The 25,305-nt window shown below is 42.0% G+C and carries 12 protein-coding genes; 3 read left to right on the forward strand and 9 right to left on the reverse strand.

Annotation, left to right across the window (positions count from 1 at the left end; genetic code table 11):
- Positions 1–93 precede the first annotated feature (93 nt).
- Both HEQ19_00490 and rpiA read right to left on the reverse strand, forming a co-directional pair.
- Positions 94–1,278, reverse strand: a complete 1,185-nt coding sequence (locus HEQ19_00490; GenBank protein WYL98227.1) for an aldo/keto reductase — start codon at positions 1,276–1,278, stop codon at positions 94–96.
- Between the two features lie 132 nt (positions 1,279–1,410).
- Positions 1,411–2,121 (reverse strand): ribose-5-phosphate isomerase RpiA, encoded by a 711-nt coding sequence (rpiA, locus tag HEQ19_00495; GenBank protein WYL98228.1) that lies wholly within the window; start codon positions 2,119–2,121, stop codon positions 1,411–1,413.
- Positions 2,122–2,808: 687 nt separating this feature from the next.
- Here rpiA and HEQ19_00500 point away from each other — a divergent pair.
- From HEQ19_00500 to dxs, 3 genes are all read left to right on the forward strand, one after another.
- A complete protein-coding gene (locus HEQ19_00500) occupies positions 2,809–4,035 on the forward strand; it encodes a transposase (protein WYL98229.1) in 1,227 nt (408 codons plus the stop codon).
- 65 nt (positions 4,036–4,100) lie between these two features.
- Entirely contained in the window at positions 4,101–4,784 is a 684-nt protein-coding gene (locus HEQ19_00505; GenBank protein ID WYL98230.2) for an S-layer homology domain-containing protein, read from the forward strand.
- A 334-nt stretch (positions 4,785–5,118) separates the two neighbouring features.
- Complete coding sequence (gene dxs, locus HEQ19_00510) at positions 5,119–7,026, forward strand: 1-deoxy-D-xylulose-5-phosphate synthase (GenBank protein ID WYL98231.1); 1,908 nt, start codon at positions 5,119–5,121, stop codon at positions 7,024–7,026.
- A gap of 662 nt (positions 7,027–7,688) precedes the next feature.
- Here dxs and HEQ19_00515 read toward each other — a convergent pair.
- The 7 genes from HEQ19_00515 to HEQ19_00560 all read right to left on the reverse strand — a co-directional run bounded on the left by HEQ19_00515 (position 7,689) and on the right by HEQ19_00560 (position 24,607).
- Entirely contained in the window at positions 7,689–7,925 is a 237-nt protein-coding gene (locus tag HEQ19_00515) for a hypothetical protein (GenBank protein ID WYL98232.1), read from the reverse strand.
- 5 nt (positions 7,926–7,930) lie between these two features.
- Positions 7,931–9,511, reverse strand: a complete 1,581-nt coding sequence (locus HEQ19_00520; protein WYL98233.1) for an HlyD family efflux transporter periplasmic adaptor subunit — start codon at positions 9,509–9,511, stop codon at positions 7,931–7,933.
- A gap of 105 nt (positions 9,512–9,616) precedes the next feature.
- Entirely contained in the window at positions 9,617–12,610 is a 2,994-nt protein-coding gene (locus tag HEQ19_00525; GenBank protein WYL98234.1) for a peptidase domain-containing ABC transporter, read from the reverse strand.
- A 424-nt stretch (positions 12,611–13,034) separates the two neighbouring features.
- The gene (locus HEQ19_30570) at positions 13,035–17,864 is read right to left on the reverse strand and encodes a Calx-beta domain-containing protein (GenBank protein WZI67080.1); all 4,830 of its coding nucleotides are present in this window, start codon (positions 17,862–17,864) and stop codon (positions 13,035–13,037) included.
- Positions 17,865–18,307: 443 nt separating this feature from the next.
- Positions 18,308–18,922, reverse strand: coding sequence for a TIGR02466 family protein (locus tag HEQ19_00550; protein WYL98235.1), 615 nt, complete (start codon positions 18,920–18,922; stop codon positions 18,308–18,310).
- A 10-nt stretch (positions 18,923–18,932) separates the two neighbouring features.
- Positions 18,933–19,421: a hypothetical protein gene (locus HEQ19_00555; protein WZI67081.1), complete on the reverse strand. Its 489-nt coding sequence runs from the start codon at positions 19,419–19,421 to the stop codon at positions 18,933–18,935.
- A 539-nt stretch (positions 19,422–19,960) separates the two neighbouring features.
- Entirely contained in the window at positions 19,961–24,607 is a 4,647-nt protein-coding gene (locus HEQ19_00560) for an esterase-like activity of phytase family protein (protein WYL98236.1), read from the reverse strand.
- Positions 24,608–25,305: the final 698 nt, after the last annotated feature.

Raw genomic sequence — 25,305 nt, forward strand, 5'->3', positions numbered from 1 at the left:
ACTCCTTACTCCTTACTCCTTACTCATTACTCCTTACTCATTACTCCTTACTCATTACTCATTACTCCTTACTCCTTACTCCTTTAATTTGGTTCAAGAGGACTGAGATAACCGTTGCACTGCTTCTGCTGCTAACATTTGATGTGCTTGTTTCAAAATTTCGGGAATTTTATCAGCGTGGGGACTGTGGGTAAGACATTGCCGTAAATCGAGTATCTCTATGCGGTCGGCTTTGTTGCCAGGAAACCAGTGATTACCATGACCTAGCAGGTTGTAGCGCATTTTGGCATAGTCTACTAAATCGTAGGCGATCGCTAAATTCCATAGCCACAAAATGACCCGTATATTCACCTCACCAGGGGTTTGTTCCCAATTAGGCAAATTCCTATCCCAGGTTTTTACCCAGTCTTCTCCTAAAGTAGCTATGGCTTCTGACTCCAACCGTGCCAAAATTGGCGGTAAAATTTCTGCGGAGTCATCCAACAATTCTAAAGTTTTCAGGTGTTCATCAAAATCTTGTGGTTTTGCTGCTCCCACGCTCAGGGTATGTACTTGAGAATGACTCAAACAAAACAAGTCATTAAACACCATCGGACTCAATGGGGCGCAAAGATTGACTAATTTTTCTGGTGGTTTATACAGCATCCCTCCTTTATCCGAGGGACTAATAATAAATACGCCCATATCATGGCGAACAGAGGCTTCAATTGCTGCCCAATTCCATTGATTAATGTAATACCAATGCAGGTTGACGTAATCGAATTTATTAGTATTAATTGCCTGCACAATTATATCTGTCGGTCCGTGGGTAGAAAAGCCGATAAATCTAACTTTACCCTCAGCTTGCAACTGTTGCGCCACCTCCAGACAACCACCAGGACGCATAGTATAGTCAAAGGACTCAGGATGGTTAATACCGTGTATCCCTAACAGGTCAACATAATCTAGTTGGAGATTTCGCAGCGATTTTTCAAATGTCCGCCGGAATTCTTGTGCATCAGCCATAGGCTCAACTTTCGTCTGCACAATCAACTTGTCGCGCTGAAATTTTGGTAATATGCTCCCCAACTGCATTTCCGAGGTTCCATAAGCACGGGCAGTTTCAATGTGATTCATCCCCACTTCAATAGCCCGGCGAATAGTGGCTTCCAGGTTTTCCTGGTTGTCCGCCGGAATTTCCGACTGGGGAACATCCTGCCATTTGTACTGGTATCGCATACCGCCGCAGGAAAACACCGGGATCTGTAATTCTGTGCGTCCAAATCGTCTGTATAGCATCAATGATTTATGAAGTACTTATTTTTATTTCTTGTATTTAGCTTATCGAAAATAATGCACCGCTACTCCCCCAGCCCTGGTAGGGGCCCAAGGCCTTGCGCCCCTACAAAAGGCCTTGCGCCCCCTCATCGCTTATATTTGTCGCACTAGGGGTTGACCGTCTTTAACCTCACCAATTAAAACTAAATCGGCACAGTTGACGAAAATACCATTTTCTAGTACACCAGGAATATTATTCAGTGTTTTTTCTAGGTTTACAGGGTCGTCAATAGAGTCAAATCTGACATCTAAGACAAAGTTACCTTGGTCGGTGATAACTGGGCCGGCTTTTTTCACACCCATACGCAGTTCTGGTTTCCCACCCAGTTGGATAATGGCATTAGTGACGGGAGTAATTGCCATTGGGATCACTTCAACGGGTACAGGGAAACTAGAACCCAAGCGCTCTACTAACTTACCGCTATCGACCACAACAATAAATTGATTCGCGAGATAGTCTACTACTTTTTCGCGGGTATGTGCTGCACCGCCACCTTTAATCAAATTCTTTTGGGGATCAACTTCATCCGCGCCATCAATGGCAATATCGATATGGTCAATTGCGTCTAAGGTGGTGAGAGGGACGCCGTATTGTTTTGCCAATACTTCCGACTGAAACGAAGTGGGAACACCAACGATATCTTTGAGTTCGCCAGACGCGAGGCGTTCTCCGAGAAATTGAATTGTATACGCCGTGGTTGACCCCGTACCCAACCCGACAATCGAACCCGATTTGACCAGGGCTGCGGCTGCTTTGCCAACTTCTTGCTTCATCAACTTAACGGGGTCTGCTGCTAGGGTCATTCTCAAAACTCCTGAAATATGGACTATATAGATGGCACTATCACCGCAGACTATACTACATCATTAGCAATCGAAAACTTAAAATCCCCTACGGGAACGCCAAAATTTTACTTTTTGGAGTCTAAAAGCCTGGCTGTGAGTTTTTGCGCTTACCAAAGCAGCAACGTGGCTCACCAATAAAAAATGACAAATGACGACCAACGCCTGTGAATTTTATTTGTGCCCACCTACTTATTTTTTTTTCAAAACCTGGCAACTTTGTTACATTAATCTGGGTCATTTTAGCCATGAGTGGGATGCAATGTTCCTATTTAGCTTGAACCGACAGAAGCCCCACGACTCACCCGAAGGGGAGCGTGGGATGAATGGCGGGGTGATGACGAATTGACCTCCGACCACTATCAACCGCTAGGTTGATTAGGGAGTGGGGTCGATGTTAGCGTAGCCTTCGGCGCTCGTAGAGAAGCGGCACGAAGTGCGGAATCACCATTTTTAACTTTGAGCGAGTCTATAAAGTCTTCAATTATATGAGTCATGGTTTTATCGTTCTGACTCGCATATAACCGTAGTTTATTCAATCTGCGCTCAGATATCCTTAAATTCAATGTTTTATTTTTCATAAATGCCAGCACAACGTCGTTACATTTATGTTAATATCATAGACAGGTCGAAACTAAGGGTAAAGTAATGAAAATATCATACCAGTACAAAATCAAGCCAAATAGAGAACAAGCAGAAAAGATTGATAAAACCTTGGAAATGTTGCGTTGTCAGTATAATTATTTATTGGCACAAAGATTCGACTGGTATGAAATGAATCGCTGTCCTATTGATGGATGCCCATTAATTTGTCACTTACCAGAGTTAAAGGAACAACCATTATACTACAATCAAAAAGCATCTTTGGTTCAACTGAAAGTTGATAGACCTTGGTACAAAGAAATTCACTCTCAAGTGTTACAGGAAGTTCCTAAAAGAGTTGAATTAGCTTTTGACAGATGGTTAAAGGGTGACGTTAATGGCAAAAAGTCTGGTAGACCTAGATTCAAGGGTAAAGGTCAATATAAGACTTTTACTTACGCACAATTTAAGCAATGTAATTTTGTTAACAACAAAATTACGTTGTCAAAGATAGGGGACGTGAAAGTTATTGTTCATCGACCTATCCCAGATGGCTTGAAAATCAAAACCGCTTCTGTAACTAAAAAAGCTGATGGTTATTATGTGTCCCTCAGCTTGGAAGATAGTACAGTTCCTACAATTAAACCTGACTTTAACCCAGAGTCTATAACTGGTATTGACATGGGATTAAAAGAGTTTTTGACGACTGCTGATGGTGAAACAGTAGCTATTCCTCAACACTATCGCAAAGCGCAGAAACGTTTGAGAGTTATCCAAAAGCGTGTTTCACGACGTAAAAAAGGTAGTAATCGTAGACAAAAAGCTGTTAAAAAATTGGGTAGACAGCATAAAAAAGTTGCTGACAAGCGCAAAGACTTCCACTTTAAAACTGCTAACAACTTACTGAAAAAATATGACGTAATTGCACATGAAGATTTAAACATCAAAGGAATTTCAAAGTCTAGAATTTCTAAATCTGTACATGATGCTGGTTGGGGCAACTTTTTATCAATACTAACAAACAAAGCCGAAAATGCTGGTTTGTTGGTAATACCTGTTAATCCCAAGAACACATCCCAAGATTGCTCTAATTGTGGCGCAAAAGTACCTAAAAAGCTACACGAAAGATGGCACAACTGCCCACATTGCGGATGCAGTCTTGACCGTGACCATAATGCTGCAATCAATATAAAAAATAGGGCGGTAGGGCATTCCGTTCTTAAAGCCAAGAGCCTCCTAAGCGATAGCCGGATTGTCTTGGAAGCCTACACTGTATGCGTTGCATCAGTGTAGGAGATGTCACGGTAGGAACATAATATTAGTACATGGAGAATAGCAAAATAAAACCAGTGAAAATTATGAAGCATTTACTAGGTACTCTTTGTGTAGCATTACTGATCCAAAGCTTGCCGATAGTTGTTCAAGCTCAAGTACCAGAAAGTAATGTGGCAATATCACCTGAGTCTATTCAAAAGGTAATTGACGCCAAGTTAATGAGCAACTTTTCTGATGGCAATTTTTATCCAGAACGCTTGATCAATCGTGCAGAACTAGCCGTAATTTTGGTAAAAGCATTTAACCTAGAAAAACGCCAACCTGCCCCAAATGTAACTTTAATATCACCATCAGATGTACCATTATCTCACTGGGCATTCAAGGATATTGAAATAGTTCTGAGAACTGATATTATGAAAGGCTATCGAGGCAATATGTTTTTTCCTAATCAACGGGTAACAAAAGCCGAAGCCTTGGCAATTTTTGCTCAAGCTTATGGTGTATTTCAGTTTACCGATAAAACTGTCAATGAAATTCTTGCTCCCTATCCAGATGCGGGTTCTATTCCGATTTGGGCGAGAAAAGCGATCGCCACCGTAATTAGCGAAGGATTTATCAATACAGATGCTCAAAAGAACATTTCCCCATTACTTCCTATGACTCGTGGCGATATGGCTTATGTATTAAGTAAGTATTTGCAACGACAAAAAAAGCAAGCGGAGACGCCAGAAGTTCCAGTTGCGCCAAATGATCCAAATTCCCGTTAGAGGTTGTTTAAAAAGTCGCAAACTATACTATCAACCTCTCCCCTATAAGGGGAGAGACTTTAAGCGAGCATAAATATTACGGTTATTGGGTTCTGCCGACTTCCCAAGTATTGTATCATTTATACACATGCTAGAAAAAATACTTTATTACTTGTAATAAACAATGCCTAAATTTGATTTTTTACCCGGAGATTGTTAATTTAGGACTCAAGGAGGAGCATAAACTTATTGTTTTTTTGTAACTTAATGCAACACCTGATGATTCTATAGATAACCCGGCTGTGGGAAAATCAGAAATACCAGAAGTAGAGATTAGAGAGGAAAACCCTATAATATGCATCTGAGTGAAATCACCCATCCCAATCAGTTGCACGGCTTATCGATTCGCCAGCTGCAACAAATTGCCCGTCAAATTCGAGATAAACACCTGCAAACGGTAGCTGCAACTGGAGGGCACCTCGGACCTGGCTTGGGTGTTGTAGAGTTAACCTTAGGGCTTTACCAGACACTGGACTTAGATCGGGATAAAGTTATTTGGGATGTAGGACACCAAGCTTATCCCCACAAACTAATTACCGGACGCTACAGCGATTTCCATACCCTCAGACAGAAAGATGGAGTAGCCGGTTATCTCAAGCGGGGTGAAAACAAGTTCGATCACTTTGGTGCCGGACATGCTTCCACCAGTATCTCCGCCGCTTTGGGTATGGCTTTAGCGCGAGATTTGCAAGGGGAAAAATTTAAAGCCGTCGCCGTCATTGGTGATGGGGCTTTAACTGGGGGTATGGCCTTAGAAGCCATCAACCATGCGGGACATATGCCCAAAACTAACCTGTTGGTTGTTCTCAACGACAATGAGATGTCTATCTCTCCTAACGTTGGTGCAATTCCTCGCTACCTCAACAAAATGCGCCTCAGTCCACCGGTGCAATTTTTCAAAGATAATTTTGAGGAACAGTTCAAGCAAATTCCTTTCGTGGGTGAATCCCTGTCTCCCGAACTCGGACGCATCAAAGAAGGAATGAAGCGTTTAGCGGTTCCGAAAGTCGGCGCGGTTTTTGAAGAACTGGGCTTTACCTACATGGGCCCAGTCGATGGACATAATCTTGAGGAATTGATTACCACTTTCCAACAGGCACATCAAATACAAGGGCCTGTGTTAGTGCATGTGGTGACAGTCAAGGGTAAAGGCTATGAAATTGCTGAAAAAGACCAAGTAGGCTACCATGCCCAAAACCCCTTCAATTTGACAACTGGTAAAGCGATTCCTTCCAGCAAACCCAAACCACCGGCTTATGCTAAAGTCTTTGCCCACACCCTAGTAAAACTCGCTGAACAAAACCCCAAAATTGTGGGAATTACCGCAGCAATGGCCACGGGTACAGGTTTAGATAAACTACAAGCAAAACTACCCAATCAATATATTGATGTCGGTATTGCCGAACAACACGCTGTCACTTTGGCGGCTGGACTGGCTTGTGAAGGTATGCGCCCCGTCGCCGCCATCTATTCTACGTTCCTGCAACGTGCCTACGACCAAATTATTCACGATGTCTGCATTCAAAAGCTGCCCGTGTTCTTCTGCTTAGACAGGGCGGGAATTGTTGGTGCTGATGGACCCACCCACCAGGGTATGTATGACATCGCTTATTTGCGTTGCATTCCTAACTTAGTACTGATGGCACCCAAAGACGAGGCAGAACTGCAACGGATGATTGTCACTGGTGTTGAACATACCACAGGACCAATCGCTATGCGTTTCCCTCGTGGCAATGGCTACGGCGTCCCGCTGATGGAAGAAGGCTGGGAACCTCTGGAAATCGGCAAAGGGGAAATTCTTCGCAACGGCGATGATGTGCTAATTCTTGGCTATGGCACAATGGTGTATCCAAGTATGCAAGCTGCTGAAATTCTCAGCGAACACGGTATTGAAGCCACTGTGATCAATGCCCGTTTTGCTAAACCCTTGGATACGGAATTGATTTTGCCATTGGCTAAGAAAATTGGGCGCGTCGTCACTTTAGAAGAAGGCTGTGTCATGGGTGGCTTTGGTTCTGCAGTCGCCGAAGCTCTATTAGATGCAGATGTTGTCGTTCCTGTCAAGCGCATCGGGATTCCAGATGTGTTAGTAGACCATGCGACACCAGATGAATCTAAAGCTGAATTAGGTTTAACTAGTCGTCAAATAGCAGAAAGGATTTTGCAAGCTTACTTTGAGCAAAAACCATCTGTGGTTGTCTAGTTAATTTCCCATTCCTCCTAGGGGTACGGAAATACCTTGCCCCTAGGAAGAATCCCCACAGGGTAAAAAATCTTAATCGTCATCCCGCAAAGACTTTTGGTTGTAATGATAGGACAAAATATTTTTAATCTCCAAAATATCACGCTCAATAGTATCTGCTCGCCGATCTAATTCGGTTCTTGCGTACAAAGCGCGTGCTTAATTATTAATTAAAGTCTATAAATTTGCTTTTAAATTAAGACTTACAGGCGTTCATGATTTAATTTTTATCAATTTGACCAAAAATACAGAAAATAATGGCTATTATCGTATCTCAGGCAGGGTTTCAAGCTGATTATTTAATAAATTCAGCACGCGCTTTGTACGGAAGAGCCGATTTTGTTGGTTCTTCTGACATAAATTTGAGTATTTAATCTCAACTATAAATGAGTTGTCAATCTCATTTTTCTGGTATCAATATACTGCTAAATTTCCCCAAATTTTGTATAGCTGATAACTAATATTTTAGTATTTGTAGGCTTGGCATTGCCCATCTAAATTATCATTACCTACATTATAACGCAGTAGGGGCACAGCAATACTGTGCCCCTCCCTATCGCCTCAGACAACGTAAGTCTGTCAGAATCAAGCGAAATTACGAAACGCAAATATACTCAAAACCCTTACAAATGACAAATGACAAATGACAAATGACAAATGACAAATGACCAATGACAAATGACAAATGACCAATGACAAATGACCAATGACAAATGACAAATGACCAATGACAAATGACCAATGACCAATGACCAATGACCAATGACAAATGACCAATGACAAATGACCAATGACAAATGACCAATGACAAATGACCAATGACAAATGACAAATGACCAATGACCAATGACCAATGACAAGTATTTTAGCGCACCTCTTTGAGACTTTCAACTTGTTTCGTAAACAACTCAGTAAATAGACTAATTACCGTTCGTTCTTCACGGACTTTAATATTAGCACTGAGTGACATACCCGACTGCAAAAAGACCTTTTTATCCTTAATGATTAAATATTGTTTATCCAAGCGAATACGCGCAGGAAATCGATAAAATTGATGTGTTTGATCTGGTGGTAAGGCGTCAGACCCAATGCTGATTACTTCGCCTTTAATATCGCCAAACTCACTGTAAGGAAAAGAATCGATTCTGACATCGACTTTCATATCTTTGCGAACGAAGCCAATATCTTTGTTAGTAATAAATACTTCAGCAATGAAGTTTTCACTGGGGACAATTTGCATCACTTTTTCTGTGGGGTTAGCCACAAATCCAGGGTTTTTGGCCTGTAAATCGAAAATAGTTCCCCCTACAGGAGCGCGGAGTTCTTGGTACTTGATATTCAACTGCGTTTGAGCAATTTTGCTAGTGGTATCTGCTAAACGCTGTTCATTATCCAGGATAATTTTCATGAATTGGCTATCAATTTGGGCAAGACGCTGTTTATTATCAGCGATTTTATCCAAAATAGTTTTATCAGAACCAGCTACCGTATTCGTTAATTGTTGTCGCCCTTTTTCGATATCAAAATTGAGACGTTTTTCTTCCTCAAATAATTGAGCTATTTCTGCTTGAAGATTTTGGACTTGTTGTTGTTGGTTGAGATACTGAAGCTGAGAAATACCACCTTCTTCCGCCAAGATTTGCAGTTTATTCAAAATTCTCTGCTGGATGGCTAAACTTGATTGAGTATCAGCCCGTTTTACTTGGGTTTGAGTGAGTTGTTTCTTAATTTTTTCGACTTCTAATTGGGCTGCGGCCGCACGAGAATCTAATTCTGTTTTAGCAATTCTCAAGCGTTGTTGTTCATCATTTCCTAGTGCAGTATCTGTACCAGAATTTTTTAATTGAGTACGCAATAAGTCATTTTCTGCAACTATTGCTGCTCGATTTTTCAACAAAAATGCAGCTTCTTGTGACAAGTTACCACGCAAAAATTCTATTTCAGTAGCTTGAGCAGAAGTAGCTCCCATCAATCGGCGATAAATATCGTTTTCGCGAATTAATGCAGCACGAATCTTATTTAAAGAGTTTAATTCTGCAAGGGTAGCGACGGAATTAAAAGTCAGCAGCAAATCCCCTGGTTTTACTACTTGTCCATCTTTAACATAAACAGCTGTCACAACTCCACTCACAGGAGCTTGAACATCTTTAACCGTTCCTTCTGGCTTTAATTGACCAGTCGCTGGTACTACTTGCTCGATTTTAGCAAGATAAGCCCAAGTAATCCCAAAACAGGCTAATATCATCAATGTCACCATGATGGTGCGCGACCAAACTGGAGATTGACGCAAGACAACAGCTTGCTCGAAGTTATCATCTTTTAAGTTAACTAAACTCCCTTTAGGGGATGTAGTCGCCAGTGCAACTCGTGAATCTGAATTAGCTCTATTATCTTGCTTGGCGTTACCATTGTTGCCATTGAAGCTATTTCCATTTAGTTGAGTCATAGCAATTTTGTATTTTGGATAAAGAATCAGTGAACAGTTAAATGGTTTGTAGTTGCGCTTTAGCGCTCTTGATGAAGGGAGCGGTATTAGCGCAACTACTAACAGTTACAAGTTGACTTCTTGTTGATGATATAGGTAGTAATAATGACCTTTAGCAGCCATTAATTCTTGATGACTTCCTTGTTCTATAATTCTCCCACCGTCCATAACAACGATGACATCTGCATGACTCACAGTGTTGAGTCTGTGAGTAATGAAAAATACTGTACTTCCTTGGAAATCCTGGGCTAAATTGAGACAGACTTGTCGCTCTGTGGGGTAATCTAAAGCGCTAGTCGCTTCGTCTAAAACTAATAATTTTGGTCGTTGTAAAATCGAACGAGCGATCGCAATTCTTTGGCGTTGTCCCCCCGAAAGTCCCGCACCCCGTTCACCAACTCGCGTATTGTAACCGTTGGGCAAGTTCATGATAAAGTCATGTGCAACAGCAATCCGCGCAGCGATGATAATTTCCTCTGTTGTCGCATCTGGATTTGTCAGGGCGATATTTTCCTGTACAGTGCCATCAAATAGCAGTGGATCTTGGGGAACTACGCCAATTTGTCGCCGTAGGGAATAAAGTTCTACTTTAGAAATATCGTAACCATCAATTAAAATCCTGCCAGCTTCTGTATCATAAAGCCTGAGCAGTAATTTCATCATAGTACTTTTACCAGATCCACTTTGTCCCACAATCCCGACAAATTTTCCTGAAGGGATTTCGAGATTGACGCTGGAAAGTTGTAGTGGTCCACTAGTTGCAAATCGGAAGGAAACATTTTCATATTTCACTGCGCCGAGAATTGCAGGTAAGGGAATATTATCGCGGTCGGTTTCTCCTTCTTGTGGTGTATCGACAATATCACTTAAACGTTCTAGAGATAAGGCTGTTTCTTGGAAGTTTTGCCAAATTTTAGCCAAGCGCAATATTGGACCTGTGACGTAACCTGAGATAATTCTAAAAGCAATTAATTCCCCTAGGGTTAATTCTTGTTTTAGTACCAGATAAGCTCCTACCCACAACACCAGCAAGCTACTGAGTTTGTTGAGAAAGTCGCTGGTAGAATTGGCGAGGGTAGAAGTGACAACTGTTTTAAAGCCTGCTGCTACATAGCGAGCATAACGTTCTTGCCAAGAAAAGCGCGATCGCAATTCAATACTTTGGGCTTTTACTGTTTGAATCCCCGACATCACCTCAACTAAATAAGATTGAGTTTCGGAGTTGCGTTCGGCTTTGGCGCGTAATTGTCTACTCACAGTGGGAGAGGCAATTAAGGTGATAATGATAAAGATGGGAATTGTTCCTAAACCTACCAAGGTAAGTTGCCAGCTATAGAACAGCATAACGATGATATAAACCACCGAAAATACCGCATCTAAACCCACTGTTAACGCCGTACCTGTCAGAAACTGGCGGATATTTTCTAACTCGTTGATGCGTGTGGACAGTTCACCTACAGGACGGCGTTCAAAATAACGTAGTGGTAGCCGTAGTAAGTGGTCAATAATTTGTGACCCCAAACCCATATCTATCCGGTTTGTAGTATCAACAAATAAATAAGTCCGCAATGTTGTAAGTATTGCTTCAAATATACCAACTGCTAGTAACAACACCCCCAAAACATTCAGGGTATTAATACTATTTTGAACGATGACTTTATCGATAATTAATTGAACAACTAGCGGGTTTGCCAAGGCTGCTAATTGGACAAAAAAGGAAGCAATAAATACTTCTATTAGAACTCGGCGATGACGTGATACATAGGGTAGAAACCACTGCAACCCGAAGCGTTCTTGGGGTGTTTCTTTGGTTGCAGAAACTAGCAATATCCTCAGTTGATTGTTCTCATCAAATTCAAATTGCTCCACCAGTTCAGCGGGTTTGCACCGGATAATCCCTCGTGATGGTACACCCACAACCGCAGTACTCGCATCTATTGCATATAAAACTGCATAATTATCACGATAGCGAATCAATGCCGGTGTGGGAATCCGCGTCAATGAAGCGACGGGTATATCTACCAAATGAGACTTGAGTCCAATTAACTCTGATAGGTAAGCACAAAGTTGAAATGATATACTACCTTGGCGTTTTATTTGCTCATTTAAGATGCGACGTACCACTTCCCGACGAAAGGGGATTCCCAAGTGCTTTGTCAGCATTTGGTAACAGGCGAAGGTGGAATTTAATTCCCCTTTACCGCCAAAAAATGGGTATTTTTGATATTTTTGTTGATTTTTTGGCTGTTTGGATGCGGCGCGGGGAAATTCTTCGTCGGATGCGTAGGGAATTTCCACTTCGTCTGGACTTTGGGCTGGAGTATCGATGATCGCCAAAGATACCTGATGGTGATCGCCAAATGACAAAGCCGAGGGGGATAAACCAATCAACCTGGCTGGATTTTTCCCCACATGGATGACCTCTCCTCCCTCCTGTAAATTTAAACGTGAATTAGGGGAGAAATTCGTGACAGTACCCCCACCACTCACAAACCACATGTAATTGCTATCCAGTTCCTTCGCGGGAGTTCTTCCCGATGGGAGGTAATGTACCTGCGCCTCTGGTAAAGCTTGTTCTACCAGTTCTTTGAGATTACCATTGGCTAAAGCTTGCTTTGCCAGTTCTACACCTAGGACATCGAACACTTCCACCGCATGAGCGCGGTTTTGCCTAACATTCGCAAAAGCTGGATATGAAGACAACAGACGGAGATATTCAGCCGCGCTTAAGGTTAAACATATCACTTCTGTAGAGGCGATCGCTGTTTCGCAACCTACCTGGCGCAACAAGCCAATTTCGCCCAGAATTTCCCCTGGTTGCAGCAATTTCAAGGTGATTGGGATTTGTGTTTGCGGATCGTATCCTAACAAACGCACTTGTCCCTGATAAATTATTGTGACTCGTTCAGGAATATCCTCTTTACCGATAATTTTCTGACCTATGCGGTACCGTAATGCTTGTAATTGTTGTGATAAAGTATCAATTGCTTGGGTAGGTAATTGCTCCATCCCTTCTAGAGTCGTGAGAAAGTCCTGAACAGCGCTTTTCGTATAAGTCATATCGAGGTTGGTTAATCAGTTTATTTACGGTTTTTTGCTGATCGCTAATGAATAATAGGTTACAAAAAAACCTTTGATGACATCTTATCTATTATTAGCCTAAAAGCTTACATAAATTATTGGGGAATACTACTTACCATAGTATAGTATTTTGCTATATCATGGTTGATATAGAACTAACATTTCATTTTTGAAATAAACCGAAGCTAGGCAATGCCCAGCAAAACCTAGATGTAGTGGGCCATGCCCATTCTACATATACTTAGATTTGTAAAATAATTCAACAGAATACTAAATAAAGTCCTATAATTCTGCTCTAATAGGGCTAAATAGTCGGAAAGGTTAGCTAATACCACTATTAGCTAACCTTTCTTGTAGGGGTAGTGGTACTACCTACGAGCCAGTCATGGTTTTTTAAGTAAACCTATTGCAAATCGACTTTTACAATCACATCGTTGAAATCTCTGTCACCACCACCTGGTAGATCTTCAAAGCCAAAGATATTATTCCCTAACAGGCGGACATGATCAACCTTGTCTGAGTTGGCTCCAATGTAAGCAAAGTAAATTTGGCTGACTTGTCCATTGAGAACTTGATCTACTGTCACTCCATTGGTGATGATAAAGGGCGCAAATATCGCACCTGGTGAGAATTTTTTGTCAGCAAAGGTAGCAATTTGTTGGTTGCTAACTCTCAGGTCAATGTCCACAACACGCTTACCTACAGCTGCTTGAGCATAACCAGCGTCACCAGGATTGAGGGTGCCAATACGTCCAGTTGCATCGTCTACTTGATAAAATCCCACTAAGTTGTTGTAAGCAGCCTCTCTGTAAACTGTAAAGCTAGCTGTTACTTCTTTTGTCTGGTTCCGTAAATCAATGACTTCTGACCCATCTGCACTTCCTTGGAGCTTTGTACCCAGAGGTAACGGATCATTTGTTGATTCTAGCTTGACAACCAGATCTTTAAAGTCAGTACTATTACCAGAGCCATCCTCCCAAGCTAGGGAATAGCTATCAGCACCCAAGCTTGTAAACTTTTGTACTGAAGCATCACCAAACAATACCTCTGTAGTTGAGGTTTGTCCCCGCACTACAGATTCTGTTGTGCTGTTTCTGACTAAATAGAATCGCAGGTTTTTGACATCGCCATCAAATTCCAACACACGTGTAAGATTGTTGGTATCAAAACCATTGGGAACATTGGCAATAGTCGAGAAAATTATCTGCGCTTTTGCCAAATTTTCTTTTACATATGCGGCGCGATCGCTCCCAATCTTACCACTAGTATCATCAACGGTAAATACACCCAGTTCATTCACCAGGTTAGAACTTTGACCTGTCAGAGTGACTTTGAGCCTCGCTTTATCAATACCTTTGAGCGTAAAGATATCGTTATCAGGATTTTTCGCCATTGGGATATCATCGTTGTTGATTGTCCCCTTGGCTGTACCATTAGTAGAACTAATAATCGCTCCATTTGTGGGATTAGTCAAAGCGACAGTGAACAACTCATCTTTTTCATACTTATCATCTTGAGTTGTCTCAACTGTAAAGGTTTTCTGAGTTTCTCCCTGTTTAAAGGTGATAGTTTCGGTTTTAGCCTTAAAGTCATTGTCGCTTGCTGTGTCGTCTGTATTTATCGCTGTGGATACAGTGACAGTTTGGTCAGCTTGAGCATCCCCTGTGCGGGTGATGGTGAAAGCGATCGCATTTCCTTCCACAGCAGAAGACGAAGCGATCGCAAATACAGGCGCTAGGTCATCGTTGGTAATTGTCCCTTTCGCTGTCCCTTTCGTCGAATCAATAATCGCCCCATTTGTAGGATTACTCAAACTGACGCTAAAAGTTTCATCACTTTCAAACACCGCGTCTTGAGTTGTCTGTACTGTGAAGGTTTTCTGAGTTTCGCCCTGTTTAAAGGTGATAGTTTCGGTTTTTGTCGTAAAATCAGTGTTGCTGGCTGTGTCGTCTGTATTTATCGCTGTGGATACATTAACAGTTTGGTCAGCTTGAGCATCCCCTGTGCGGGTGATGGTGAAAGCGATCGCATTTCCTTCATTTGCTGAGGATGAAGCGATCGCAAATATTGGCGCTGGGTCATCGTTGGTGATTGTCCCCTTCGCTGTCCCTTTCGTCGAATCAATAATCGCCCCATTTGTAGGATTACTCAAACTGACGCTAAAAGTTTCATCACTTTCCAACAGCGCGTCTTGAGTTGTCTGTACTGTGAAGGTTTTCTCAGTTTCGCCCGATTTAAAGGTGATAGTTTCGGTTTTTGTCGTAAAATCAGTGTCACTGGCTGTATCCCCTGTATTTATCGCTGTGGATACAGTTATGCTTTGCTCACTCTGAATATCAATTGTGCGGGTGATGGTAAAATTAATCCCATTTCCTTCAACAGCAGAAGACGAAGCGATCGCAAATACAGGCGCTGGGTCATCGTTGGTAATTGTCCCCTTCGCTGTCCCTTTCGTCGGATCAATAATCGCCCCATTTGTAGGATTACTCAAACTGACGCTAAAAGTTTCATCACTTTCCAACAGCGCATCTTGAGTTGTCTGTACTGTGAAGGTTTTCTGAGTTTCTCCCTGTTTAAAGGTGATAGTTTCGTCGGTTTTTGTTGTCAAATCAGTGTCACTGGCTGTATCCCCTGTATTTATCGCTGTGGATACATTAACAGTTTGGTCAGCTTGAGCATCCCCTGTGCGGGTGATGGTGAAATTAATCGCATTTCCTTCAACAGCAGAAGACGAAGCGATCGCAAATACAGGCGCTAGGTCATCGTTGGTAATTGTCCCTTTCGCTGTCCCTTTCGTCGAATCAATAATCGCCCCATTTGTAGGATTACTCAAACTGACGCTAAAAGTTTCATCACTTTCAAACACCGCGTCTTGAGTTGTCTGTACTGTGAAGGTTTTCTGAGTTTCTCCCTGTTTAAAGGTGATAGTTTCGGTTTTTGTCGTAAAATCAGTGTTGCTGGCTGTATCTCCTGTATTTATCGCTGTGGATACATTAACAGTTTGGTCAGCTTGAGCATCCCCTGTGCGGGTGATGGTGAAAGCGATCGCATTTCCTTCAACAGCAGAGGATGAAGCGATCGCAAATACAGGCGCTGGGTCATCGTTGGTGATTGTCCCCTTCGCTGTCCCTTTCGTCGAATCAATAATCGCCCCATTTGTAGGATTACTCAAACTGACGCTAAAAGTTTCATCACTTTCAAACACCGCGTCTTGAGTTGTCTGTACTGTGAAGGTTTTCTGAGTTTCGCCCTGTTTAAAGGTGATAGTTTCGGTTTTTGTCGTAAAATCAGTGTCACTGGCTGTATCCCCTGTATTTATCGCTGTGGATACAGTTATGCTTTGCTCACTCTGAATATCAATTGTGCGGGTGATGGTAAAATTAATCCCATTTCCTTCATTTGCTGAGGATGAAGCGATCGCAAATACAGGCGCTGGGTCATCGTTGGTGATTGTCCCCTTGGCTGTACCATTAGTAGAACTAATAATCGCCCCATTTGTAGGATTACTCAAACTGACGCTAAAAGTTTCATCACTTTCAAACACCGCGTCTTGAGTTGTCTGTACTGTAAAGGTTTTCTGAGTTTCGCCCTGTTTAAAGGTGATAGTTTCGTCGGTTTTTGTTGTCAAATCAGTGTCACTGGCTGTATCCCCTGTATTTATCGCTGTGGATACATTAACAGTTTGGTCAGCTTGAGCATCCCCTGTGCGGGTGATGGTGAAATTAATCGCATTTCCTTCAACAGCAGAAGACGAAGCGATCGCAAATACAGGCGCTAGGTCATCGTTGGTAATTGTCCCTTTCGCTGTCCCTTTCGTCGAATCAATAATCGCCCCATTTGTAGGATTACTCAAACTGACGCTAAAAGTTTCATCACTTTCAAACACCGCGTCTTGAGTTGTCTGTACTGTGAAGGTTTTCTGAGTTTCTCCCTGTTTAAAGGTGATAGTTTCGGTTTTTGTCGTAAAATCAGTGTTGCTGGCTGTATCTCCTGTATTTATCGCTGTGGATACATTAACAGTTTGGTCAGCTTGAGCATCCCCTGTGCGGGTGATGGTGAAAGCGATCGCATTTCCTTCAACAGCAGAGGATGAAGCGATCGCAAATATTGGCGCTAGGTCATCGTTGGTAATTGTCCCCTTCGCTGTCCCTTTCGTCGAATCAATAATCGCCCCATTTGTAGGATTACTCAAACTGACGCTAAAAGTTTCATCACTTTCAAACACCGCGTCTTGAGTTGTCTGTACTGTGAAGGTTTTCTGAGTTTCGCCCTGTTTAAAGGTGATAGTTTCGGTTTTTGTCGTAAAATCAGTGTTGCTGGCTGTGTCGTCTGTATTTATCGCTGTGGATACATTAACAGTTTGGTCAGCTTGAGCATCCCCTGTGCGGGTGATGGTGAAAGCGATCGCATTTCCTTCAACAGCAGAAGCGTTAGCAATTGAGAAAATGGGAACTATAAAGTTGAAGTCATTTGCTGTGATAGTATTGGCTTGGATATTTTTTAATATTCCTAATGCCTTAACACTACCACCTATATTGGCTTTAACGGTTGTATCAGCCCCCGTCTGCTCTAATATCAGATTGGCAAAACCCTGGACTTCCGGGATAGCAGCAATTACAACTTTATCTTGACCTTTCGTAAAATCTAATACTTCAACAGCTACTTCCGTAACGCCTGCACTACCAATATAAAAGCGGTCTGCTCCAGTACCGCCTGTTAGTTGGCTTCCTTTTACACCACCAAACAGAATATCATCACCAGCGCCGCCAAATAACTGATCGCTAGCTAATCCCCCAATCAGAATATCATCACCTTCGTTACCAGAAACGATGTTATTCCCTGTTGGGTTGGATACATTTAGTCGATCATTACCCAATCCACCAACTAGAGTGTTGTAACCATTTCCACCTGAAACAGTCAGCTGATCGTCTCCAGTTCCACCATCGAGGTTGTTATTGTTACCCTCGACTACGAAAAGTTGATCGTTATTTTCTCCACCTTCAAGGGTGTTACCACCTGAACTACCTACAGCATATAAATTATCTTCTCCAGCACCGCCTTTTAAGGTATCGTTATTGTTGGCCAAAAGCTTATCGTTACCAGAACCACCATCAAGCAAATTATTTCCTTGACCATTGGAGGCGTCCAGAATGTCATCTCCCTCCAGACCAAATACCTGGTCATTCTGTTTGGCTTCTAACTCATCTGAACTTGCAGTGCCGTTAATAACCATAATTATGCGTTCTCCTAGATGTAGATTGTAGATTATGTAAACTTGTCCATGAATTCATATCTTTGGATGCACGCTGTTTCTCATACTTGAAGCAATTTTTATCCAATAACCACAAGTCCGCTCCGGGGCGCAAGGGCTTACGCCCCGGAGAGCGTTGTCTCTTTACTATTATTCAAGCTTGATATCATTTGTGGCATCTCAAATTTTACATTTAATGAACTTTTCAAAAGGCTGATTATTTCTCATTTAAACCAGGTCGATTAACAATTTTATAGATAGCTGACGCATGAATTTAAATTTTCCCAATTTTAATATAAGAAGGAAAAATTATTCAAGCTTTTCAGAAAATACCAAATAGTATCAAAGCATAAGCTTAATAATAAAAAATTATCAAAAGGTTATCGAAAAATTAAGAATAATCTTTAACTCTCGCTAAATTATATTTATCGTCTTTGTTTAACACCAATATTGAAACTAATGCTGACTCTTAGGTCATCACTCAGATTAGGTTCTACACCATGCATCAGCCAACTGGGAAATATAATCATAGTTCCCTCCACAGGTTTGTAAGTGACACTCGGCATCGTCCAAGGCGTGAATTCTAAATATGGTGGTAAAATCCGATGTGCATTAACTCTGGAATCACGAAAAAATAGACCTCCGCAATCTTGAGGCGACCTAACATAGTAAACACCGCTTAATAATGAATTGGGGTGGTCATGAACTGAGTTAGAAGCAAATTTACCATTAACCATTGCCCAACAGTTATTAATGGTAACAAATACCTGATTTAAATCCCATTTCAGAAAATTAGCTACTTCCAAAGTATTATTCATGATAATTTTCATTAAGTCTTGAAAATCATCTCGCTGATTGAGATTGTCCAGACTATGCCAGCCAAGGACATTGGACATTTTTAGTCCTTGTTTATCTTGAGCATATTCAGCCTGGATTAATTCCAGTAGTCTCTGATTAAGAGCCTCACAATCATCAACAGAAAAGTGCCATATTGGAGTAGGGAACCAATCTGTTCTCATAGCTTTATTGTCATTTGTCATTTGTCATTTGTCATTTGTTATTTGTTATTTGTAGTTTTTTTGTAGTAGGGTGGGCGTTTTTAATGTACTCCTTGTCAGTACCAGGAGTCCAAGGATTGACACCACCAAGAACTGGATCGTAGCCTACGAGATTACCCTTGACACCATTGTTAGCATTTGCACCACCATTTTGATTGATCCCAGGGTTAAAAGTTGGGTCAAATTGGAAGCCAGGACGAACTGCTGGCGAACCTGTTGGGGTTGTCACTGATTGTGCTAACAGTGCTGAGTTACTAGTGTTGTAAATTCCATTACTGCCAGCAATAGTTGTTCCGTAGGTGGTTGCTAGACCATAGCCTGTTAGGGTCTGAAAATTCAGTCCTGTACCTTTACCTGCGGTGTAAAAATCATTTAATGTATCGCCAGTTTTACCATTTTGAATTTGCTTGTAGATTGCAGCAGCACGAGCCATTTGCCAGCCCATTCCGTCGCCAATCATGATAATGGTATTCTTTGCCATAACGAATAATTTCCTTATGTTTAATTGTTGACGAATTTAGGTTCAGACATCATCAACATATTTTCATTTGAAGATTAATAAAACAATAAAGTTAAAATTATCCCGATTTAAGATATACCAAAATGAAAAATGAGTTACCTTGTTTTATTTATACAATTTTTAAATAAAACAAGTACGTTCAAGTAGGGGCACGGCGTCGATAATATTACTGTATATACCAAAAGATTGTGGATGCCGTGCCCCTACGACATATTGCATTCCAGTCTAACATCCCTGTATTGCGCCATACAATTGCATCGCCTCACAATACGATTGCATCGCCTCACAATCCTATTGCATCGCCTCACAATCCTATTGCATCGCCTCACAATCCTATTGCATCGCCTCACAATACGATTGCATCGCCTTGCAAAGATTTTTTCAACGTACTGTTATTTTTTTTAGTGGTAATGGGCACTATAAATATATCCATATATTTGTAGGGGCACAGCACTGCTGTGCCCCTTTGTGTGACCGTAACCGGATTTGATATCAGTTATCTAAGCGAAAGTGAAGTTGTTAGCAGTCAACGTAGTAGATGTAATACCCACCAATGAAACCAACTCAGTAGTTCCAGATCTCACCAAAGTATCACTACCTTGTTGCACCAGTGTCAAGTCACTGAACTTAGTAGCTGTACCAATACCACCAATTCCAATCAAGTCAAGTCCTACAGTGAAGTCAGTGACAATATTTTTGCTGGTTGGTAGACTCGCATTTGCAATCCAGAATTGGTCAACACCAGCGCCACCAGTTAAGCGGTTTCCACCACCAGCACCAGCAAACAATACATCATCACCGTCACCACCCGACAGCTTGTCATTGATATTGGAGTAAAGTTTGTCATCGCCAGAACCACCGTAGAGACGGTTATTGTTACCACCACTACGCAGAGAGTCTTTACCGGAACCACCATACAGCGATTGACCAGAACCCTCAACTACTTGGAGGTTGTCATCACCAGCAGCCCCAAACAGATTATTACCTGGCTTGGCTTCGACTACTTTCAGGCTATCATTACCATTACCACCATCAAGATTAGTGTTGCCAGCAGGACCATTTGCACCAATAATGGCTGTATCGTTACCTTCGCCGCCAAAAACGGAAGAGTCACTAGCGACATACACCGTATCATCACCGTTGCCGGCATTGATTGTGGTGTTAGATTGAGTAGATTCAACTGTATCTGCGCCGTCACCTGTGGATAAGGTTTGACTCGACGGAACGGTAATGTTATCGCTACCAGTAGACCCAAACTTAATTTCTTCAGCTTTGGGTTGACCTAAACCAGGAGCAAGGTTAAGGGGTTTCTCCAGCTTCAACTGAATAATTTCGTTGTTGTCTATTGCTGGGGGACGACCAACTGAGAAAGGATAGTTGTTGTCATTAGCTACCAAAATGGTATTTTTGTCAACAACCAAGACATTTTCAATTGTGACAAATGGGAAGTCAAAGGTGGTCTTACCATCCCCATTGAGGTCATTGGGGTCTTTGATGTTTAGCAAGTCGGCGACTTCTTCTTTGGCTACATAGCCCTTAGCATCTGTCTTCGACAAGTCAATCTTGTAGATACGCTTGAATTTAGCTGCAGCCCCTTGATTGTTATCCCGCTCAATGACTAGGTACTCATTATCATTAATAACTGCGAGGTCACCAATGGCATTGGAGGGATTATCCAACTTGTAGTAAAGTTTCTTGTCAGTGTATTTGCTGCTAGCAATGTCAAATTCATTAATCCGCAAAGCACCAGCAGTATCGCCTTGAACAGTGCCCTCTAGGAGCATGTAAAGCTTGGTTTTGCTGGCGTTAATTGCACCACCTTCAAAACCTTGAGAGCGAGGTAGGTTAGCAAAAGCAGTTCCTGCAAGCACATCGGGGTTTTGTGGAGAGCGTACTATATTGAACTGAGGATTACTGAGTTGATCTCTAACTTGATCTCCAGTAATTGGGAAGTCAGTAAAGAATGCATCAACACCCAGTTGAATGAATTGTTGGTACTCTAACTCTGGCTTACCTTTATAATCGGCCGCGAGATAGCGTTCTTCATTGCGGAAGGTGTAGGGGTGAACCTGTAACCCTGCATTGTGAGCGTCTTGAACTAGAGTAGTGGGAGCTAAGGTTGTCCTGTCAGCATCATTGACTGCGCCATCACCATTGACATCATCTGCCTTACCATCATTATTAGCATCAGTACCTTTGACGCTAACAATCATCCGCTTCCAAGGGCCAATACCATCAGCGTATTTAGCAACTTCAGCCAAACCTTGGGGAGTCCGCAAATCGCCATAGGTGCGTTTGTCGCCACTGACTACAAAGTCATAGGGCTGATTTTCAATGAGCTTACCGTTGAGTTCAATACCATCAGCATCAAAGAGTTGCACAAGTGGGAGATCGACCCCTGCGGCTGGCATGATGGTATCATGCAGTTCTTTGAGGTTCCCTACTTCAAAGGACTGGATGAAGACGCGACTGGGATCGGTGAAGTTATTTGCCTTCAGGGTATCGATGAGAATCTGACCCAGATTGCGGTTAATCTTAGTAGTTGTGCCTACATAAGTGGCTTCGTTGAGAGTATAGGTGGGATGCTTGGTTTCAGGGTAGATACCAATCTTTTTACCTGTCTTAGCTTCCTCGCTCTTAACTAAGTTAATGATTTCTGTGAGAGTAGGAATCTCAAATTGACCATTGAATGTCTGGGACTCGGTGCGGAAAGGTAGACGTTCTATCGCCCGTAATTCTTTGATTTCCGCTAAGGTGAAATCTTCAGCAAACCAACCTGTAACTTGGGTGCCATCTAAGTTTACCGTTTTCTTGCGATCGGCAAATTTAGCAATTGTAGCAACGTTTGTGGTTGTATTACCAGTATTTACAGTGCCATCAGCGTTTAATATTGCTAAAGCAGGTTCGTGACGAGCAATTAGCACACCATCTTTGGTGACAACTAAGTCAGGCTCAATAAAGTCAGCACCTTGCTCAATTGCCAGTTGATAAGAGGCTAATGTATGCTCTGGACGGAAGCCACTAGCACCTCTATGACCAAGAACTTTAGGTGCTTTACCATCTAGAGTTTTGAAGGTGTCAGGTGTCGCAATGGGAGCTTCTAATAACTTACCAGTGGCATCAAAATGCAGCAAGTAAGGGCCAAACTCTTCACCAACCCAGATGGAACCGTCTTTATCAATGACAAATGACTCGACATCAAAGTCAGCACCAGTCAAGAATCTGTCTGTAGTTCCTTCATTAGTAATTTTGAAAGGAACTTTTTTGTTGGGGTCAGACAGTTGAATGTAGTCTAAAACTTTAACAGAGCCATCGCCATTTTCTGTGCCCTTAAAATTCGGGTCTAGACGATTGATCCGCAGCAAGAAATCTGCACTATTGTCTTTAGCACCGTAACCGTTATCTGAGAGGAAGTAGAAAGAATTAGCATTAGCGAATTGTACACCGCTAAGTCCTTGTACTGGCTGTCCGGGGAACGGCCCTGTTCTACCATTAGCGGAAATACCTTGACCAGATTTTGGTCCCTCAGCATAGGTATCAGCAGGTAAAGAAGCAAAGCCGACTAACTCAACTGTGGGTACAGGTGTAGCAATCAACAACTGTCCACCCGCAACATGATTACCGTTGAGAACCGTAGTAGAACCAGCAGGATTAACTACAGTAGCAGCCTGGACATCAAACAGGTAAGCACTAGCACCTGGGACCGATGGGGAAGGAATTTCAATAATCCCAGAACTTTCCCACTCACCCTTGACATCAGGTTTGTTGAACTGAGTACCCGCAGCATTTTCATCGATAGCAAACAGACGTTTGATGTCTTTGGTAGCGGGGTCAAAAGAATAGATAGAAGCTTCTCGGTTTTCCGCCTTCATCAAGTCGCCACCAAAGGAAGTTTGGTCTTCTTGAATCAGGATTTTGCCAGATTTATCAACGACGATGTTGTCGTAGCTATTACCTTTACCAGGGCCACCAGTCAACACTAATTCAAAGTTATTGATGGCAGCAGTGGGGTCAGAGGCATTTAAACTAAAGCGATACAGTCTACCATAGGGGTTTTCTGCTTCTGCAGGCGTAGCCGCTTCACCTGCGGCTGAACCTTGACCCTGTTTATTTTTTGTCCCAGTGGTAACAAAATAGAAGGTTCCAGGATTCTTTGGGTCTTCTGCAAAATCTTCTAGGCGCTGGAAGCTGGTTGATTTGCCTGCACTATTGACAAAAGTACTCAGATCAGCACCTGTGGCTTTGGGTGTATTATCAGCGTTGAAGACAACTGACTTATCTACTTTTGTCCAAGTAGCCGCTTTTTTGGCACCTTCGGTAACTTGTCCTTCAAAGTCTGCACCGTCAACTTTAAGAACGTACAAATCACCGTTTTTAAAGCCGTTGGGGTCGTCTACGCTTTGCGTTCCCACCCACATGTACACTTCCCCGTCTGCAAAATCTTCTGTGGAGAACAGTACGGTTTTATCTGAGTTGGTGGCGCGATACTGGGAAGCAGCAACGACGTTTTCTTGGGAGTAGCGACCTAAACCATCAATTGCAAACGCTTTACCATCTGGGGTAACAGCCCAACCACGACTAGTATTACCGCCTTCTTCTGGTGCAAAGAAAACAGGTACTTCTTTCCCGTTACTATCTACGAAACCATACTCAGCCAGATATGCTGAACAAAAACGGCTGAAGGTTAGGGTTTTTCCGGTGGCTGCATTGGTATACAGACCAGTGGTTGTGTTTAAGGTGTAAGTACCTGTACTGTCTATGGCGGTGTCGATGAGGTTTTTACCACCAATTACTTTCCAGTTTTCGTCAAACACATACAGGGATACTCGCGCACCAGTGATTTTTTCACCAGCAGCAGTGGTGGAAATATCTGTAGCGGTAGAAGCACCAAGTTCGTGATTCACCCACACATAGTTGTAGGTCTTGCCATCAACGGTAACTTGTTTTGCTCCCGTACCATCAGGAATGCCGGTGAAAGCATATTTTTTAACAGCATCAACCTTGGGCGCTTCAGTAGTGCCAAATGTGTTGGTCAATAAGGGCACTTCATCCCCTACAGTCAACAAAGGCTCAATTCTATACTGTGCGCCATCAGGAAGGGTATTGACGTAAGCAGCGGCTGTTGTTCTTCCGTTCTGAATTGCCATATTTAGGATATTTCTATCGATTTGGATTTAGTTTTTTACCAGCTATTCCAGTTCTCTCATTAAATTCCTTCACCAAGAAGAAATCATGGCTTACTCTGAGAAATGAAACACCAGAATACTTACGTACAAATACTAAGGCGAGAACATCTGAATTCTGCTATCTACTTGAAGTATTTAGAACATGGATTTTGGATTGCACTTTCACAAGAGCAGCATCAGAGAACTAAAGCGGTAATAAAGATAGTTTCACTGGAAGATTAAGAGAAGAATAAAGTCAACATAATTCAGATTTAAGATATACCAGAATTAAAAATAAGTTACATTGTCAATTTAAGTTGTATTTATACAATTTTTAAATAAAACAGAGCAGCAAATAAATACCTGGTTATAAGTATGTGAGCGCAAATAAACTCTACTGACGTTGGTCGTCATTTCTCATTGGTAAGAATTTGGGGCATATTTACGTTTTATAATATAGTTTGGTTAATTCCCACCAACTTAGTTAGTTAGTCAGGAACTTGTGCAATCCTGTACTTAGTCAAGCAATTGAAATAGCTCAAAAAATTCTCAAACATCAAAAATAATTTCAAAAATTTATTTTACAGCACCTTCTTGTAAATAGACCACGCTTTTGGGGCGCAAGGCCTTGCGCCCCTACGGGGATCTGTGGTACGAAAAAATAAAAATTGCTGTAATTT

It is taken from the genome of Gloeotrichia echinulata CP02 (genome assembly GCA_038087035.1).
GTDB classification, from domain to species: domain Bacteria; phylum Cyanobacteriota; class Cyanobacteriia; order Cyanobacteriales; family Nostocaceae; genus Gloeotrichia; species Gloeotrichia echinulata.

Bases quoted from the DNA above. Each gene is read 5' to 3' on its own strand.
- HEQ19_00490 (WYL98227.1), bottom strand. From the start codon at position 1,278: ATGCTATACAGACGATTTGGACGCACAGAATTACAGATCCCGGTGTTT.
- rpiA (WYL98228.1), bottom strand. From the start codon at position 2,121: ATGACCCTAGCAGCAGACCCCGTTAAGTTGATGAAGCAAGAAGTTGGC.
- HEQ19_00500 (WYL98229.1), top strand. From the start codon at position 2,809: ATGAAAATATCATACCAGTACAAAATCAAGCCAAATAGAGAACAAGCA.
- HEQ19_00505 (WYL98230.2), top strand. From the start codon at position 4,101: ATGAAGCATTTACTAGGTACTCTTTGTGTAGCATTACTGATCCAAAGC.
- dxs (WYL98231.1), top strand. From the start codon at position 5,119: ATGCATCTGAGTGAAATCACCCATCCCAATCAGTTGCACGGCTTATCG.
- HEQ19_00520 (WYL98233.1), bottom strand. From the start codon at position 9,511: ATGACTCAACTAAATGGAAATAGCTTCAATGGCAACAATGGTAACGCC.
- HEQ19_00525 (WYL98234.1), bottom strand. From the start codon at position 12,610: ATGACTTATACGAAAAGCGCTGTTCAGGACTTTCTCACGACTCTAGAA.
- HEQ19_30570 (WZI67080.1), bottom strand. From the start codon at position 17,864: ATGGTTATTAACGGCACTGCAAGTTCAGATGAGTTAGAAGCCAAACAG.
- HEQ19_00550 (WYL98235.1), bottom strand. From the start codon at position 18,922: ATGACAAATGACAATAAAGCTATGAGAACAGATTGGTTCCCTACTCCA.
- HEQ19_00555 (WZI67081.1), bottom strand. From the start codon at position 19,421: ATGGCAAAGAATACCATTATCATGATTGGCGACGGAATGGGCTGGCAA.
- HEQ19_00560 (WYL98236.1), bottom strand. From the start codon at position 24,607: ATGGCAATTCAGAACGGAAGAACAACAGCCGCTGCTTACGTCAATACC.